This is a genomic window from Aquimarina megaterium XH134 (genome assembly GCF_000520975.1).
In the GTDB taxonomy this organism is placed as follows: Bacteria; Bacteroidota; Bacteroidia; order Flavobacteriales; family Flavobacteriaceae; genus Aquimarina; species Aquimarina megaterium.
Genome location: NZ_JACB01000005.1, coordinates 178,082 through 194,494 on the forward strand (window position 1 = coordinate 178,082; position 16,413 = coordinate 194,494).

A 16,413-nucleotide genomic window follows, 5' to 3' on the forward strand; every position below is an offset into this window, starting at 1 on the left:
TATAATACATTCGCGCAGAATTTTGGTTCTGATACTCCTTAATCATGGGAGTTGAGGATTAAAAGGGAATCAGGTACAATGAAAAATGAAAATAGAGATATGAATAACGATTTTTTAATTTTTAATCGTATTTCTAACCTCTAGCATCGTTAATCAATATTCCTGAGCTGTTCCCGCAACTGTATGCTGTGTCCACATTAAAAAGGATGCTTGTTGTTAATTCTTTATAACCACTGCTCGTTATGGCGATCGGGAAGGTAAACAACAAGACGCGAGCCAGGAGACCTGCCTTTATTCGATGTAATCAAACTTTCGGGACAAAGGTTTGGGTATGGGTAAACTACATACTTTTTTCCGGTAATTGTAAAAATTAAGTGTTTAAGTAATGAACAAAAAAGTATTTTTTGGAACCGCATTTTTAATGCTGGGATCTTCTTTTGTATTTGGACAGGAGATCCAAATAGATGAAGAGGTTAACGAACTAGACGAGGTAGTTATTTCTGACTCTAAGTTTAGTTTAAAACGAGAACAAAGTGGTAAAGTAATTACTAAAATTACTGCCAAGGAACTAGAACGTAGCCAGGGACAATCGGTAGCTACAGTGCTTACAAGAGCAACTGGCTTATTTATTAATGGTAATGGCAGTGCAGCAGGACAAGATCTTGGAGTTTATGTACGAGGAGGGCGTAACCGCCAGGTAGTGATTAGAGTAGATGGGGTAACGGTTAGTGATCCTTCTACTTCTTCTGGAGATTTTGATTTACGATTATTATCTGTTAATCAAATACAGGAAATTGAAATTCTTAAAGGAGCATCGAGTACGTTATATGGTTCGGGAGCTGCGGCTGCAGTAATTAATATTATTACAAAATCTGAGAGTAAGAAAAAAATCGCTGCTAGTTTTCAATCTAGTATAGGGACTAATCAATCTCAGGAAGATCAGGATTATGATATTAATGAATTTGTAAACTTGGCTTCGATTAACGGAACCTTAGGAAAGGTAAACTACTTGGCAAGTATAGGAAACCAATTTAGTGATGGATTATCGGCAGCAGAGGCCGAAGGAGCAGAAAGTGATGCGTTTTCTAAATTTAATGTATATGCCAAGTTAGGATATCGATGGAATGATAACTTCAGGTTTCATTTTTTTGGAAATTTAGATCAATATAAAAATGATTTCGATGCTGCTGCAGGAATCGATGGAGATAACCGGTTTGAAAGTCAACAATTAAGAGCAGGATCTTTTTGGGAGATCAAATATCCTAAGGGAAGTTTTACATTTACAAACAGTTTTGCTTCTTTAGAAAGAGATCTTACCAGGTCTAGCTTTCCTTCAAAATATGAAGGTAATGTACATACTTTTGATGCATATAATAAATATACCTTTAACAATACGCTACATACGGTTATTGGAGCTAATGGTTCGTATAGTAAATTTAGCTTACTAAATATTCCTTTTGGTACAACAAATCTAGAAGAAACAATTAGTGATAGTGATGCAGAGTTTGATATAATAGATCCATATATTAATGTAGTATACGCTTCAGATTTTGGTTTTAATCTAAATGTGGGAGCGAGATATAATATTCATAGTACCTATGATAATCATGTTGTCTACAATATAAACCCATCATATACACATACATTTGGAGATAATTATATCAAAGGATTAGCATCGTATAGTACAGCATATATTACGCCGTCGTTATTTCAATTGTACGATACTGCATTCCTTACCGGAAATCCAGATCTTAAACCAGAAGAGAGTACAACTATAGAAGGGGGAGTAGAATTATCTCATAAGAAGAAAGCTACAGTGAGTGTAGTGTATTTTAATCGTAAATCAGAAAATTTTATCACATTTAACCCTACTACTTTTATGAACTTTAATTCGCAAGACGATATTAAGGTAGATGGAGTAGAAGTAGAGGTGTCTACATTGATGTTAGAAGATAAACTATCTGTAAAAGGAAATTATACATATACTAATATTGACAAATTAGATGATAATATTAGAATTCCTAAACATATGATTAATGCCAGTATAGGTTATCAACTAGGAGAAAAAACATATACTTCGTTAAACTATCAATACAATACTAAGCGTATAGATAATGATTTTGCTAATACAGACCCGGTTACTTTTGCCCCAACACAAGTTTCTCTCGATAGTTATGGGATTTTAGATTTTTATATTAGTCATCGATTACTAAAAAATCTAAATGTTTATGCAGCGATGCATAATATTACCAATGAAGATTATCAGGAGATTTTAGGATTTAGTACCAAAGGTAGAAATGCCAGAGTAGGAATTACTCTAGAATTCTAAATACTTCCCGGGTTTAATCAAAAAACTCCTAAACGAATAGTTTAGGAGTTTTTATTTTTTTAGAGATTATAGTTTTTATTCTGTAGCAGGAAGAGTATTAATCCCGATACATGCGTTCATAAACAGGAGAAAACATTTTGCTATTTCCAACACTTTCTAGTTGTAGCAAATTATAATTTTTAGCACTTTTTGTACCTAAAATATTGTCTATTGCAGCTTTAAAAAGAGGCTCGTTTTCGTCACCTAAGACACCAAGATTAGAGTAATCTTCTTCGATTTCTATTTCTGGGGCAAAACCACCGTGATAATCTGTAAAGCCAACAGAGTTACTCGATTTAAGAACTAAAGGTTGCATAGCATATGTATGTCCTGTATTAGCTCCTTGTCTTCCATAATTATCAGAATCATATAATGTTATTGATGCTTGAAATTTTCCTCTTGTAGTAGTTCCTACCTGCATCACATTTATATGCGGATCAAGCCCATTAATTACCAGTTCACTAGCCGAAGCAGAGCTTCTGGTTGTTAAAATATAAACTCTGCTCAAATTAAGGCTGTTAATAGCCTCACCTGTTCTAATTTGAGTATCAAAAAGATTGGTACTTCCAAATTGTGCCTGTCGATCAGAGTTCCATTCTTCTGTCGAAAAAACCTGACCATTAAACTGCCCTGTAATCATACTCGATAAATCAATTGCAGTCGTAACGGATCCACCGCCGTTATATCTTAGATCTAATATTAAATCACTTACATTATCAGATACAAATTTTGCAAAAGCAGCATTAAGCTGGGCATCAAAATCCCCGGTAAAAGAATTGTACATAAGATATCCCACCGGGCTACCACCTACATCAATTGTTTTTGATATAAAGACAGGATTCTCGGTATATTGAACTTTGGTAAGAGAAACAGAAGTTCCCGTAGCAGTAACATTAGTACCATCAAAAGTAGCGAGACCTATAGTATAACTATCGGGAGCTAGTAATTGTCTGAAATTTTGATCATTCATTTGGGTACCATTAACGGTATTAAAGATATCTCCTCTCTTTACTCCTTTGGCTTCGGCATCTGTTCCTGGTAGCACATAACGTACATATCCAAACACAAGAGATTGGTCGTTTGGATAACGTACAAGACCATACTCCATACCATTATTCCTTGTAATCCCATCAAAAGCTTGTTCTAAAGCAACATAATCATCTACAATCCAACTAAACTGATCAACTTTTACCTGCTCTCCGTTTACTAATACAGTTTGTTTAGATTTTAATTCCTCAAAAATAGCTTCGGGAGTAGAAAATCCTTCTAAAAACTGTGCGTATTCCTGACTAGAAGGAAAACGATTGTTTGCCAAATCAGGAACATCTGCTTTATATAAGTAATAAAGGTTTAATCCTTTCCAGATAAAATCATTTATTTCTGTAGCACCAGAAATACGGGGTACATCATCGTTATCATCAAAACATGCAGTAAGCAGGTTACCAATGAAAAGCAATAGTGCAAAATACTTTATGTACTTCATCTATTTTATATTTATTGTTTTTATTTGTCTAAATGAAATCCATCAATAATCATTCCGTGAAGAATAAAAATGAAGGTTATACTTATTCCATAATGACCTATACTTCTTATTATAAAGTGATAAATGTAACTACTTTATTATAATTTTAAAAAAGATTGTAACAAATTACTTAGATAGTCGTCTCCCTAATATAAAGCTGACAAAGTTTTATGAAAACCACCAACCAAAATGAAAGAAGGAGCATTTATAACGCTTACAAACGGATTTAAAGATAAGCTTTTTAGGTTAGCTAAACGTTTGCTTGTAAGTAATGAAGAAGCAGAAGATGCTACACAAGAAGTATTACTGAAGCTATGGAAGAATAAAAGTAAAATGGCTGAGTATAAAAATGTAGAAGCTTTTGCGATGACAATGACTAAGAATTATTGTTATGATAAGCTTAAGGCTAAAGAAACAGGAAACCTAAAAATTGTACATAGTAATTATAAGGACGAGAGACCTTCATTACAACGACAAGTAGAAGCTAGAGATAGCTTAGATTGGGTAGGTAAGATTATGGATAGTCTGCCAGAACAGCAACGAATGATTATCCAACTTAGAGATATAGAACAATATAATAATGCAGAAATAGCTGATATGCTAGGGCTTAATGAAACGGCAGTTAGAGTTGCATTATCAAGAGGAAGAAAAAAAATTAGAGAAGAATTATTAAAAAAACACAATTATGGAGTTGTCTAACATAGAAAAATTACTAGAGAAGTATTTCGAAGGAGAAACGACCATTTCTGAAGAAAAAGAATTAAAGGTTTACTTTACCAGAGAAACTGTGCCGTCGCATTTAGAGAGATACAAAGATCTATTTCAATATTTTTCTCAAGAGAGTACCATAACGGCTACCAAGGATCTAAAATTAAATACCAGTAGTAGAAAATCCAGATATGCCTGGATGGGTATTGCAGCATCAATAGCTTTGATTGCAGGGATATTTTTAACAAATACACCATCAAACCCAGACAAAACTCTCGGAACTTATGAAGATCCAGAAATAGCTTTACAGGAAACCAAAAAAATCCTCAATATGGTTTCGCAATTAATGAATGAGGGCAAACAGGAATTAGTGTACCTGAACGAGTTTGAAAGCACTACCGAAAAATTAACAAAATAAAAATAAACAACTACCTGAAAAATACTGTTGATAAAACAGGGTGTAGTAAGGAGATTAAAATTTTAAATATTATGAAAAAGTTAGCAATTATTTTAGCCTTTGCAATATTACCATATGTGTCTATCGCACAAAGTAATTTTGATAAATATGAAGATATGAAAGGAGTATCTTCTGTAGTAGTAACCAGTAAAATGTTTAAGCTACTAAGCCAAATAAAATTAGAAAGTAATGATGCCGAAGTACAAGAGTATATGAACCTTGTAGAAAACATAAAAAACATCAAGGTCTTTGCTACAGAAAATAAAGAAGTAGGACAAAAGATGAGATCAGATGTAAGTAACTATCTTAAAAGTTCTTCTCTTGATGAATTAATGAGAGTAAAAAGTGATGGGAAAAATGTAAAATTTTATTCTAAACCAGGAAAAGACGATGATCATGTAAGTGAATTGTTTATGTTTCTTGATGGCGTAAAAGAAGATGGAGATGGGCCCAATACTGTAGTACTTACGATAACAGGAGATATTGATTTAAAACAAGTCTCTAAGATTGCAGATCACCTTAATGTACCTGGCGGGGAAGAATTAAAGCACGTAAAAAAGAAAGGAAACTAATCAAGTATTAGGATAAAAAAGAATCAGATTTCTTCTAACCGTGAGGTTAGAAGAAATCTGGTCTAAAAACATCAATCAAAAATAATCAACCAACCCACCAGCTTAGGCAGGTGAAAAAAATTAGAGAAATGAAAAATGTGTATAAAATTTTAGGTATTGTAAGTATATCACTAATGATGAGTTGTAGTAGTGAACCCTCACTACAAAAGTATTTTGTAGATCATCATGGTGATGCTGATTTTATAGCAGTCGATGTACCGACTAGCCTTTTGGATAAGGAAACAGTAGAACTTGATAGAGATGAAAGAGAAGCTTTAGAAAGTATTAAAAAAGTTAACTTTTTGGCTTTGCAACTTACCGAGAGTAATCAAGGTAAATATGAAGAAGAGAGTGCAGCGATAAAAAAGATATTAGATTCAGATAAGTATGAAACCTTAATGCGATTTGGATCAGACGGAACCAAAGCAGTACTTAAATATCAAGGAGAAGAAGATGATATTGATGAGGTTATCGTTTTTGCCAAGAATAATGAAAAAGGATTAGCATTAGTACGTGTATTGGGAGATAATATGAGACCCGAAAAAATGGCTATGCTTATGAAATCTGTAGAAAAAGGTAAAATCAATCTTAATGCATTTAAAGAAATAGCACAGACTATAGATATTGATGATTAATCAATAACAATGATGTAAAAAAAAGAGGCTGTTGAAAAACAGCCTCTTTTTTTATGGTTTAAAATCTATTGTTTATATCCCTGTATAGTTAGAAGGGGTAATTTGTTTTAACTCTGATTTTATAGATTCAGAAACATCTAGAGTTTCAATAAAATCAGCAATAGAATTTTGATTTATCTTTTCGTTGGTGCGCGTAAGACCTTTTAAGGCTTCATAAGGATTAGGATATCCTTCTCGTCTTAGTATGGTCTGTATAGCTTCTGCAACAACAGCCCAATTATTCTCAAGATCTTCTGCAAATTTGGTTTCATTCAATAAAAGCTTATTTAGTCCTTTAAGTGTCGCCTGAAAAGCAATTAGTGTATGACCAAAGGGTACACCAACATTTCTAAGTACCGTACTATCGGTAAGGTCACGTTGTAATCGACTTACAGGTAGTTTTGCAGCAAGGTGTTCGAATATGGCATTTGCAATTCCCAGATTACCTTCACTATTTTCAAAATCAATAGGATTTACTTTATGCGGCATAGCCGAAGAACCAACTTCTCCTTTTTTTATTTTTTGCTTAAAATAATCCATAGATACATAAGTCCATACATCACGATCCAGATCCAGTATAATTGTATTAATACGTTTTAAACCATCAAACAGCGCAGCCATATGATCATAGTGCTCAATCTGAGTGGTAGGAAAAGAATGATGAAGCCCCAGTTTTTCTTGTACAAAATGAGTCCCGAAAGCTTTCCAATCGATATCAGGATAAGCTACTTTATGTGCGTTGTAATTTCCTGTAGCACCACCAAATTTTGCAGCACTTGGTATATCCTTTAATAAATCAAACTGTGCTTCGATTCTGGTAACATATACCTGAAACTCTTTTCCTAATCGGGTAGGAGAGGCAGGTTGCCCATGAGTACGTGCAAGCATAGGTACAGCAGACCATTCTTCTACCAAAGATTTTAACTTTGTTAATAATGCATTGTATTCTGGAATATAAACACTACTAATAGCCTCTTTGATACTTAATGGTACCGCAGTATTATTAATATCCTGAGAGGTTAATCCAAAATGGATAAACTCCTTGTATTCTTGTAACCCAAGAGCATCAAATTTCTCTTTGATAAAATACTCTACAGCTTTTACATCATGATTGGTTACTTTTTCTATGTCTTTTATTGCCGAGGCATCCTCGCTAGAAAAATTAGTATAGATTTCCCTTAGCTTATCAAATAACGAGGTATCAATACCTTGTAATTGTGGTAATGGTAGCTCACATAAAGCGATAAAATATTCAATTTCTACGAGTACACGATATTTGATTAAGGCTTCTTCACTAAAAAATGCACTAAGAGATTTGGTCTTTGATGCGTAACGCCCATCTATTGGTGAGATTGCTTGCAAAGGGAATAATGACATAATTTTCTTTTTTTGAAGCTGCAAAGATAATTTAATTAATTGCGAATTACGAAGTACGAGCAACGAATTTTAAAAGTTTCGGGTATTGAGTATTGAGTATTGAGTATTGAGTATTGAGTATTGAGTATTGGTTTTTTTTAAATATTTTTCAACTATCAACCAATAAACACTACCCAATTTTTTTCAATACCATTCGAGAACGTGCTTTATAAGCTGCGCTACCGGTATTGTAATTGTTTTCTAGTGTGATTTTTAGCTCGGGATGTACCCAATCGAATTCTGTGCCCAATAGATATAATGATGTCATAGAATATGCTTTTGGAGCTACTTTTTGATCTGTAATGATCCAGTCGAAGCATAGTTCTGTTATTTTTTCGCGATGTTGTGTAGTTAAGGCTGCTCTAACCTTAGGATTCTTTTTTTGGTAATAGGCAATGCTTAGATATTCGAATATTTTTGCCATTGGTCGTACAGCGGAATGTTGATATACATTAGGTACAATACCAATAAGCTCATCAAGATAGGGGAGAATAGCAGTTAGATCGTGCTTGCATAAAAATTCGAGGCCCCAGGAAGCTCTACACGAGATTTCATCATCTACCCGGGCGCAGATATTTAGCAAATCAGGAAGCAATTCTGGATTCTCAAGGATCATATTAGCAAAATACTTCCTTTTTTCTCGAGAATGATCTACGGTATTTAATACGTCTTCAAGCGATGTCATAAATAAAGGTATGTCTTCAGAATAAAAGCACAGGTTTTTTCAACTTCAAAAATAAACGAACTTATTTAGATTTTTTGGTTTTAAGTAAAAATTAAATGTTTTTAGTTCTGTTGTCCCGAGCACTCAGGATTGATTAGCATAGCAGGGCTACAGAAAGAAAAAAAGATAAAAATAGGACTGAAAACAACAATTTTTTAGCAAATCAAAAAGTTTTAAATGAGTTCAATAAATATACATATAGATTCCAAACGTTGTCTGCGTTCTATACGTTAGATAGTCTAATGTTATAACTTTAATCTGTATAGGATAGATGGTTATGATTCATTCTCGGTAAGTTTAAGATAATAATAATTACTTGTTAAAATCGTTATACCTTCTATAACAGATAATTATCACCTTATTTGGGAGTAAACCCCTGGTAAGTGCTTGTTTTTGATAAGTATCTTTTTAAAGTATAATAAAATGATAAAAAGAATTCTTTTTCTACTCGTGTTGGTTTTTTTGATATCACAGTTTTTAAGACCAACGAAGAACGAGGCAAGCTACGATAGTATTGCTACGTTCGAAGCAGCTACTATGGTTCCTGCAGAGGTTAAAACAATTTTGCAGAATCAATGTTATGATTGTCATAGTAATGTTACACGATACCCCTGGTATATGGAGGTTAGCCCCATTTCACATTGGATGGCCTATCATATAAAAGAAGGAAAAGAGCATTTTAATGTCTCTGACTGGGAGTCGTATACCGATAAGCAAAAGGATCATAAGCTAGAAGAGTTTATAGAAATGATAGAGAAGAAAGAAATGCCTTTAGAATCCTATACCTGGATGCATGGTAAATTACCAGCTAATGATGCAGAAAAACTAATCAATTGGGCCAAAGAAACCCGTGATGCAATAACCAAAGATAAAGAAGATCCACAGGAAAAAGTAACAGATTCGTTGCCAGTAAAAGTATCAGATTCTACTGTTGTAGATAGTATTTAACCCGAATTATCAATACCTTTTATTAAATCACCCTAACAACTCATTCACCACTTTTGCCACTCCTGTAGTTGCTTTCTCAGATAGTATGGTAAGATGCTCTGTAGGAGAAATTGCCGGATTAGGATCGATAAAGTAAACAGGAGTTTGGTATTTGGCATATTGTAGCAGCCCGGCAGCGGGGTATACCTGCATCGATGTACCGATAATCATAAGAATATCTGCCCGTTCTGTAATTTTTATAGCCAGATCCATCATAGGCACTGCTTCGCCAAACCATACAATATGAGGTCGTAGTTGCGAATTATGCTCGCAATGATCCCCGAGAACCAGGTCGTGTTTCCAGTCGAGTACCAATTGCTCGTCGAACTGACTTCGCACTTTTAGCAATTCGCCATGTAGATGTATCACATTACTGCTTCCTGCTCTTTCATGCAGGTCATCTACATTTTGAGTAATGATAGAAACGTTAAATTTCTCTTCCAAAGTGACCAGATCCAGATGCGCTTTGTTAGGAGTTACTGTATGTAATTGGCTACGTCTTTTATTATAAAAATCGAGGACCAATTCTGGATTGTTTCTCCATCCTTGCGGAGAAGCTACCTCCATAACATCATGCCCTTCCCATAAACCATTTGCATCTCTAAACGTATTGATCCCGCTCTCTGCGCTAATTCCTGCTCCTGTAAGTACAACTATGTTTTGCATAGATTAATATAATGTGTGATTTTATTGTAACCACGTTGTGCATTTGAGGTTTTTTAACTTGAAATTCGTCAATTCGAGTGCTTCGATACTTCGGCGTAGCTCAGTACAGGCCGAAGAAGTGTATCGAGAATAGAATTTTAAATCAAAAAAGTTATTCTCGATAGTTCTACAGAGCCTGTCGAAGACCGATTGATTATGAATAACATAAAAACTTCGACAGGCCTGTCCTGAGTTTATCAAAGGGCTCAGTTTGACATCACAATAATAGAAAAAAAACAAGAGTTTTATGTATAATTATTGCCTTTTTATATCCCAAAAACTTGTGTTAAAATCATAAGCAGAAGTTAAAAATAGACAGATTTAGATGATATATTCTCAAAAAAAGGATAAATCAAAGGTGTTTTATCGCAATTTTTTGACTACTAAACGTAGTTTTTGGCTTTTTTTAACAAAACCATAAGTGTATTGTTAAATTACTTCATTTAGTTTATTTACAATTTTATCCGATAAAAAGCGTTTATATGTCGATAAAGAACATTATGTAACCCCTTGACACCAAAGGGCTTCCGTAATTTTATTACGGTTTTACCGTATACAAAAAAAGTGTAAATACCCTATCTTGTAAGTAGAATAATTCAGCATATATTAACCGACACAAATTTTTTAACTCATACCCTATGAAATATCCTTATGTAATCATTGATAATGATCAGAAAATTGCAGATTCTATCCAAATCTCTTTAGAAGAGCAGCCAGATTATATCTGCACGGGAATAGCAAAAGACGAGCAGGATGCATTGGATTTAATTTTAGAGAGAAGACCCAGACTTGTTTTTTTAGAGCCAGAAGTGCCAGGAATAGATACAGTAACGACAAAGTATTCTTTAATGACCGAGCTTTCTAAGTATATGTCGCGGTTACCAGAGTTTATTGTAATCACCAAAACATCGGATTATGCTATAGAAGGCATACGTAACAGAATCATGGATTATATCCTTAAACCCTTTAGCAAAGGGCAGATAAATAGAACTCTAATGAGGTTCGAAAAAGACTTTGGACAAAGCGGGGATAATACCCTGTGTTTTAAATCTTATGGGGACTATCGATTTGTAGATGTAGATGAGATATTATACCTAAAAGCAGATAACAATACTACAGATTTTATAATGAGTAACGGTACTAAGGTAGAGGCTTTTAAGACCTTAAAACATTTTCAGAACCTGTTGCCCGATCATTTTGTGCGTATACATAACAGTTATATTATTAATACCGATTATGTATCGAGAATACATTTTGGAAAAGCAAAATGCGCCATCAAAAATACAGATGATTTAATCCCCTTCTCTAAGTCGTATAAAAACAATGTAGAAGAAATTAAAGACTCTCTGGCAAAGAAAAGTTTAATCTATATATAAAACAGATATAGTTTACTATATATAGCAACCGATAAATTGTAGGATTTATCGGTTTTTTTATGGGATAAAGCCAGTAATAGTATTACAAAACCCTTAGTACAGGGTTTCCTACAAAAAAGTGTAAAATTAAAAATATGTTCATTTACCCGTATAATCGGTTCATGTACATCTCATAGGGTGCCAGTTACTAAACACACCTTAATATATTAGGCGCGAGGGGGATATCGACCTACATTTGTAGTGTACAATTAGAGATACACATCATAAAAAATGTATATAAAAAGAGTACTCTAAAAAATAAAAGTCGTATGCGCAACGACAACCAATAATTAAATAAAAATAAACATACCCCGTTAAAGACCAATAGGTCTTTTGAAAAGTAAATTCAAACTAAAAAAACTAACATTATGAAAACTGTAAAAACTATATTCGCTATACTATTCTTAAGTACTATGTTTATCGCTTGTGAAGCTGATGCTGTAAATGATGAAGTTGGAATTGAAGTAAATGACCAAATTGGAGAAGAAGAAGAAGAGGATACAATAAAACCTGGAAATCAAGGATAATACATTCAATACTTTGGATTATTTAAAGTACTAGAAAACTTACAACTTAAAAACTAACTATACTATGAAAACTATAAAAACATTATTTGCTATATTATTTTTAACTACGATGTTTATAGCTTGCGAAACAGATACTGTAAATGATGAAATTGGAATTGATCTAAATGACCAAATTGGAGAAGAAGAAGAAGAAGATAGTGTTACTCCTCCTCCTCCTCATTCAGGAACATAAAAAATAATAAAATAGATGATTTTGAATAAATCAAAAACTTATTATACAACAAAAAAGTTCTAATTTAAATTAGAACTTTTTTGTTGTATTTAAATTGATTATTTTTAAAAATAAATTAATTATAAAATGCTTAGACTATTTTTCAGATTTATGACTTTTTTTTCTTTTGTGATAGTTGTCGGATGTTATAATTCTGATCAAAATATTGAAAGTGAAGAGTTAAAATCAAATTTGATAGAATCTTATATGGATGAATCTGTTAATAAGCAAAATTCTATTGAAGAGAGAAAAAATAGTTTGGAAAAGGCATATAGTATTTGTTCTACACTAAATAATAGTACTTTTAAAATTGAAAAAATTCAAAATATATCATTCACATATTATTCGCTTAAGGACTATGAGAATTATAAAAGAATGAATGAGAAGGCACTAAAATTGTCTACTGAAATTAATGATTCGTTGAATATAGCTAGATCTTACGCCTATTTAGGGATTTACTATAGACCATCAAAACTAGATATTGCTTATGAGAATTTTTATGAAGCAGAAAAAATATATGCTTCTTTAAGTGGAAATATTAGTAGAAAAGAAATTGCTTTTGATCATGGCAAAGTATTAGTTGATTTGGCTCAAATATTACGAAAAACTAAAGACTATGGTAAGAGTGAATCTATAACTATTAAGGCGATAGAAAGTTTTGAAGAAGCCGAAAATGATTTGTATATACCTATGTGTTATACTAATTTGGGAAATCTTGCTAACTCTTTAGAACATTATGATGAAGCGATTGAATATCATTTGAAAGCAATTGAATACGCTAAAGGGACCGATAAAGAAATTCCACAGACGTTAACATCTTTTAATAATATCGGTATAGTATATAAATCACAGCAAAAATATGATAAAGCAAAAGAGTATTACCATAAAGCCTTATCCTATACAGAGTTTTTAAGTAAAAGGCCAAGGCGTCATGCTAGATTACTTGATAATCTAGCGTATGTTAATTTTTTATCTAAAGATGAAGCTGATATCCCTGATTTGTTTTATATGGCATTAAAGATACGGGATAGTATTAATGATCAAAATGGTATTGCAACTAATACCTTACACCTTGCAGAGTATTATAAATCTATTGCTAAAGATAGTATTGCTAGAGTATATGCAGAACGATCTCGAGATTTGTCTATAAAAATACAAAATAATGGAGATTTACTAAAAGTTTATCGTTTGTTATCTGATATTTCTGACAGTAAAGAAGGTTTAAGTTATGCTAATAAATATATAGTGTTAAATGATAGTTTGATTAAAGAAGAACGTCTGTTTAGAGATAAGTTTGCTCGTATTCGTTTTGAAACAAAGGAAATAGCAAAGGAAAACCAGCAAATCAGTAGAGAAAATCAGATCCTAATCATTGCTATATTAGGACTAACCGCTTTATTTTTATTGGGGTATATTATCTTTAGACAGCAACAGAGCAATAAAGAACTGCTATTTGCCCAAACCCAGCAAGAATCTAACGAGGAGATTTATCGATTACTGCTTAATCAACAGATCAAACTAGAAGAAGGTAGACAGATGGAGCAGCAACGTATGTCTGAGGAGTTGCATGATGGCGTACTGGGTAGATTGTTTGGGGTACGACTAAGTCTCGATGGGATTAACCAGCGTGCCAACGATGGCTTTACAGAAGCCAGGAATAAATATATAGACGAGCTTAAAGCGATAGAAAAAGAGATACGGTTAATCTCTCATGATCTGGGTGCAGAGACCTTACCGTCTGATGTGGCCTATATCGATGCCGTAGAAAACCTGATCAAGGATCTGTGCGAAGTGCATAAAATAGAGTTTGAGTTTAATAATGACGAGGATATCGATTGGGAGGGTATAGACGACCAGAAAAAGGTAAACTTTTTTAGAATTTTACAGGAGTCTATGCAGAATATCTTTAAACATGCCCATGCAGATCATATAAAAATTAATTTCGATTATGTGGATAGTACCATAAATCTTACTATTTTAGATGATGGAATAGGATTTAAAGCAAATAAGGTTAAAAAAGGAATTGGTTTAAAAAACATTACATCAAGAGTTAGTCAGATGAATGGAGAAGTTCAATTTCTAAGCAACGAAGGCTCTGGTACCAAAGTATCGGTACATGTACCTATAGAAGCCAAAGTTGAAGAAGTGTACTAATATAATCTATGCTCATACTATTTTACATATTATTAAGTTTAAATAGCAGGAGGTGAAAATTTTAAAACCTAAAAAACAACAAATTTTAAGATGAAGAAAAAGCTAAAAGTTCTTATGATTGATGATCATCCTATGATTATCGAAGGGTATAAAAATACCTTATTAGGAGAAAATCAAAAAGAATATCAAATTAAGATTGACATCGCCTCTAATTGTGATGATGCATATGCCAGTATCGTAAAATCTTCAGAGACGGTTCCTTATGATATGCTTTTTGTAGATATTAAATTACCTCCTTCTTCAGATGGATCGATTACCTCTGGTGAGGATTTGGCAAAGCATGCAAAAGAACTGTTGCCAAAATCAAAGATCATTATCTTAACCATGCATAGAGAAGATCATAGAATACATAATATCCTTAAGAATATTAATCCGGCAGGATTCTTAATCAAGAGTGATCTTACTTCTAGCGAATTATTATTAGCATTTAATAATATCTTAAAAGGTAAAGCATATTATAGTGCTACGGTAAATGATCATTTTAGAAAAATGATGACGAATAAATTTTCTTTAGATGAGAAAAACTTAAAGATTTTATATCATTTATCTCGTGGTGTTAAGACCAAGAATTTACCTAATTATGTAAGTTTATCATTAAGTGCAATCGAGAAAAGAAAGAACCAGATCAAAGAAATGTTTTCTATTGCCAAAGCAGATGATCAAATGTTATTAGAAGAAGCTAGAAAAAGAGGATTTATATAGAGAAAAAATACGATACAGGAGAGGCTTAATTCTTTGTTTATACTTAGAATTAAGCCTTTCTTTTTTAATGTACTCAATTACTAATCATTCAATTCACTTTATCGTCATGTTAAAGAATGGATTAGAAATTTTCGTCAGTTTGAGTGCCAAGTCTCTGATTTGGTGTATCAAAAACAAGAAAATGTATAGCTAAAAAGTACTTCTCAATACTAAATTCTTACAGGACTTCACTCGAAGTGACGTATTTAACCTTAAACATTATTCATATTACATTAAATAAAGCAACTATTTAACGTGAATTCGATGTAAGGATTTAGTTTAAAAAAGCCGTCAAATTGAGTGATTTTTCATAGTGAAACAGAGAAAAATTGTACCGAAATTAGGTTTTTGCTTGAAAGTTTACTTGTTATTGATAGTTCTGCTGAGCTTGGTCGAAGTACAATTTTCTACCGAAAATTACTCTGACAGACGTAAATTTTCTTATGTCGAACTCATGTTATTTATAAATACCTACATTTTTTATTTTATAGATTTTACTTGTATTCAAGCATATAAATATATAAAATACGGTTTTACCTTACTTATTTTGAGGGTTTAAATTGCTCTTAATCAAAGTTTTATATATACATTTATAATGTTAAAAAAAACTTAACAGAAACCTGGATGTAAAATAGTTTAGTTATTAAAGACAGTAGTACCTACCCCAACTACTAGATATAGTCTTTTTTAAGTATACGATATCATCAAATTACAATTGTCATAATGTAAATAATACTAATCATGTACCCAATCACATGTTTAGGTTAATGAGCTAATTTTTAGATATTAATTAAATTATTCTACTTATGACTACATTTACTTTTTTCTTTGTAAAGGTGATGCAAATGCTTTTTAAATCATCTTTTTACCTCGTATATAACATCTATACCATTAGTGTTGGATCTGATTCTTTTTCAGATCTAAAAGCAATGGATATGACCAATTATAGCACCTCTTAAAAAATATAAGAGCATATATGCTGCATTAGCATACGAACCAGTTTGTTATCATTATATAACGTTAAACAACAGGATATAAAATAACACTGCAACTGTAAAACTTTGGCGAGCCAA

Annotated in this window: 16 protein-coding genes and 1 riboswitch; of the genes, 12 read left to right on the forward strand and 4 right to left on the reverse strand. The window is 32.6% G+C overall.

The genetic code is table 11. The features are described 5' to 3' along the window. Positions 1 to 6 precede the first annotated feature (6 nt). Positions 7 to 307: riboswitch (cobalamin riboswitch) on the forward strand. A 78-nt stretch (positions 308 to 385) separates the two neighbouring features. Next, a complete protein-coding gene (locus Z053_RS0106735; RefSeq protein WP_025664277.1) occupies positions 386 to 2,329 on the forward strand; it encodes a TonB-dependent receptor plug domain-containing protein in 1,944 nt (647 codons plus the stop codon). A 97-nt stretch (positions 2,330 to 2,426) separates the two neighbouring features. On the opposite strand, the gene Z053_RS0106740 is transcribed toward Z053_RS0106735, so the two are convergent. Beyond that, entirely contained in the window at positions 2,427 to 3,851 is a 1,425-nt protein-coding gene (locus tag Z053_RS0106740) for a S41 family peptidase (protein ID WP_025664278.1), read from the reverse strand. 228 nt (positions 3,852 to 4,079) lie between these two features. Between Z053_RS0106740 and Z053_RS0106745 the strand changes: the two genes are divergently transcribed. The 4 genes from Z053_RS0106745 to Z053_RS0106760 all read left to right on the forward strand — a co-directional run bounded on the left by Z053_RS0106745 (position 4,080) and on the right by Z053_RS0106760 (position 6,301). Continuing rightward, on the forward strand, positions 4,080 to 4,589 hold the full coding sequence (locus Z053_RS0106745) for an RNA polymerase sigma factor (RefSeq protein ID WP_025664279.1): 510 nt from the start codon (positions 4,080 to 4,082) through the stop codon (positions 4,587 to 4,589). Then, complete coding sequence (locus tag Z053_RS0106750) at positions 4,576 to 5,016, forward strand: hypothetical protein (RefSeq protein WP_025664280.1); 441 nt, start codon at positions 4,576 to 4,578, stop codon at positions 5,014 to 5,016. Before Z053_RS0106745 ends, Z053_RS0106750 begins: the two co-directional genes overlap by 14 nt. 71 nt (positions 5,017 to 5,087) lie before the next feature. After that, positions 5,088 to 5,627, forward strand: a complete 540-nt coding sequence (locus Z053_RS0106755; protein WP_025664281.1) for a DUF4252 domain-containing protein — start codon at positions 5,088 to 5,090, stop codon at positions 5,625 to 5,627. Positions 5,628 to 5,755: 128 nt separating this feature from the next. Next, a complete protein-coding gene (locus Z053_RS0106760) occupies positions 5,756 to 6,301 on the forward strand; it encodes a DUF4252 domain-containing protein (RefSeq protein ID WP_025664282.1) in 546 nt (181 codons plus the stop codon). Between the two features lie 72 nt (positions 6,302 to 6,373). On the opposite strand, the gene purB is transcribed toward Z053_RS0106760, so the two are convergent. Both purB and Z053_RS0106770 read right to left on the reverse strand, forming a co-directional pair. Next, the gene (gene purB / locus Z053_RS0106765; RefSeq protein WP_025664283.1) at positions 6,374 to 7,717 is read right to left on the reverse strand and encodes an adenylosuccinate lyase; all 1,344 of its coding nucleotides are present in this window, start codon (positions 7,715 to 7,717) and stop codon (positions 6,374 to 6,376) included. A 169-nt stretch (positions 7,718 to 7,886) separates the two neighbouring features. Further along, positions 7,887 to 8,441 carry a hypothetical protein gene (locus Z053_RS0106770; RefSeq protein WP_025664284.1) on the reverse strand — a complete coding sequence of 185 codons (555 nt, stop codon included), beginning with the start codon at positions 8,439 to 8,441 and terminating at the stop codon, positions 7,887 to 7,889. 462 nt (positions 8,442 to 8,903) lie between these two features. Here Z053_RS0106770 and Z053_RS0106775 point away from each other — a divergent pair, with 462 nt between their 5' ends. After that, a complete protein-coding gene (locus Z053_RS0106775; RefSeq protein WP_025664285.1) occupies positions 8,904 to 9,428 on the forward strand; it encodes a heme-binding domain-containing protein in 525 nt (174 codons plus the stop codon). A 27-nt stretch (positions 9,429 to 9,455) separates the two neighbouring features. Here the strand turns inward: Z053_RS0106775 and Z053_RS0106780 are convergent, their stop codons facing one another. Beyond that, the gene (locus tag Z053_RS0106780) at positions 9,456 to 10,133 is read right to left on the reverse strand and encodes an SIR2 family NAD-dependent protein deacylase (protein WP_025664286.1); all 678 of its coding nucleotides are present in this window, start codon (positions 10,131 to 10,133) and stop codon (positions 9,456 to 9,458) included. A 677-nt stretch (positions 10,134 to 10,810) separates the two neighbouring features. Between Z053_RS0106780 and Z053_RS0106785 the strand changes: the two genes are divergently transcribed. From Z053_RS0106785 to Z053_RS31385, 6 genes are all read left to right on the forward strand, one after another. Further along, entirely contained in the window at positions 10,811 to 11,548 is a 738-nt protein-coding gene (locus Z053_RS0106785; RefSeq protein WP_025664287.1) for a LytR/AlgR family response regulator transcription factor, read from the forward strand. Positions 11,549 to 11,955: 407 nt separating this feature from the next. Further along, complete coding sequence (locus Z053_RS31375; protein ID WP_160170059.1) at positions 11,956 to 12,114, forward strand: hypothetical protein; 159 nt, start codon at positions 11,956 to 11,958, stop codon at positions 12,112 to 12,114. Positions 12,115 to 12,178: 64 nt separating this feature from the next. Further along, on the forward strand, positions 12,179 to 12,346 hold the full coding sequence (locus Z053_RS31380; protein WP_160170060.1) for a hypothetical protein: 168 nt from the start codon (positions 12,179 to 12,181) through the stop codon (positions 12,344 to 12,346). 126 nt (positions 12,347 to 12,472) lie between these two features. Next, entirely contained in the window at positions 12,473 to 14,539 is a 2,067-nt protein-coding gene (locus tag Z053_RS0106800; RefSeq protein WP_081748227.1) for a tetratricopeptide repeat-containing sensor histidine kinase, read from the forward strand. A 90-nt stretch (positions 14,540 to 14,629) separates the two neighbouring features. Then, positions 14,630 to 15,301, forward strand: a complete 672-nt coding sequence (locus Z053_RS0106805) for a response regulator (protein ID WP_025664289.1) — start codon at positions 14,630 to 14,632, stop codon at positions 15,299 to 15,301. An 845-nt stretch (positions 15,302 to 16,146) separates the two neighbouring features. Continuing rightward, on the forward strand, positions 16,147 to 16,299 hold the full coding sequence (locus tag Z053_RS31385) for a hypothetical protein (RefSeq protein WP_160170061.1): 153 nt from the start codon (positions 16,147 to 16,149) through the stop codon (positions 16,297 to 16,299). Positions 16,300 to 16,413 lie beyond the last annotated feature (114 nt).

Coding starts and splice junctions, on each gene's coding strand:
- Z053_RS0106745 (WP_025664279.1), top strand. CDS start 4,080: ATGAAAGAAGGAGCATTTATAACGCTTACAAACGGATTTAAAGATAAG.
- Z053_RS31380 (WP_160170060.1), top strand. CDS start 12,179: ATGAAAACTATAAAAACATTATTTGCTATATTATTTTTAACTACGATG.
- Z053_RS0106800 (WP_081748227.1), top strand. CDS start 12,473: ATGCTTAGACTATTTTTCAGATTTATGACTTTTTTTTCTTTTGTGATA.
- Z053_RS0106775 (WP_025664285.1), top strand. CDS start 8,904: ATGATAAAAAGAATTCTTTTTCTACTCGTGTTGGTTTTTTTGATATCA.
- Z053_RS0106780 (WP_025664286.1), bottom strand. CDS start 10,133: ATGCAAAACATAGTTGTACTTACAGGAGCAGGAATTAGCGCAGAGAGC.
- Z053_RS31375 (WP_160170059.1), top strand. CDS start 11,956: ATGAAAACTGTAAAAACTATATTCGCTATACTATTCTTAAGTACTATG.
- Z053_RS0106805 (WP_025664289.1), top strand. CDS start 14,630: ATGAAGAAAAAGCTAAAAGTTCTTATGATTGATGATCATCCTATGATT.
- Z053_RS0106770 (WP_025664284.1), bottom strand. CDS start 8,441: ATGACATCGCTTGAAGACGTATTAAATACCGTAGATCATTCTCGAGAA.
- purB (WP_025664283.1), bottom strand. CDS start 7,717: ATGTCATTATTCCCTTTGCAAGCAATCTCACCAATAGATGGGCGTTAC.
- Z053_RS0106760 (WP_025664282.1), top strand. CDS start 5,756: ATGAAAAATGTGTATAAAATTTTAGGTATTGTAAGTATATCACTAATG.
- Z053_RS0106750 (WP_025664280.1), top strand. CDS start 4,576: ATGGAGTTGTCTAACATAGAAAAATTACTAGAGAAGTATTTCGAAGGA.
- Z053_RS0106735 (WP_025664277.1), top strand. CDS start 386: ATGAACAAAAAAGTATTTTTTGGAACCGCATTTTTAATGCTGGGATCT.
- Z053_RS31385 (WP_160170061.1), top strand. CDS start 16,147: ATGACTACATTTACTTTTTTCTTTGTAAAGGTGATGCAAATGCTTTTT.
- Z053_RS0106740 (WP_025664278.1), bottom strand. CDS start 3,851: ATGAAGTACATAAAGTATTTTGCACTATTGCTTTTCATTGGTAACCTG.
- Z053_RS0106755 (WP_025664281.1), top strand. CDS start 5,088: ATGAAAAAGTTAGCAATTATTTTAGCCTTTGCAATATTACCATATGTG.
- Z053_RS0106785 (WP_025664287.1), top strand. CDS start 10,811: ATGAAATATCCTTATGTAATCATTGATAATGATCAGAAAATTGCAGAT.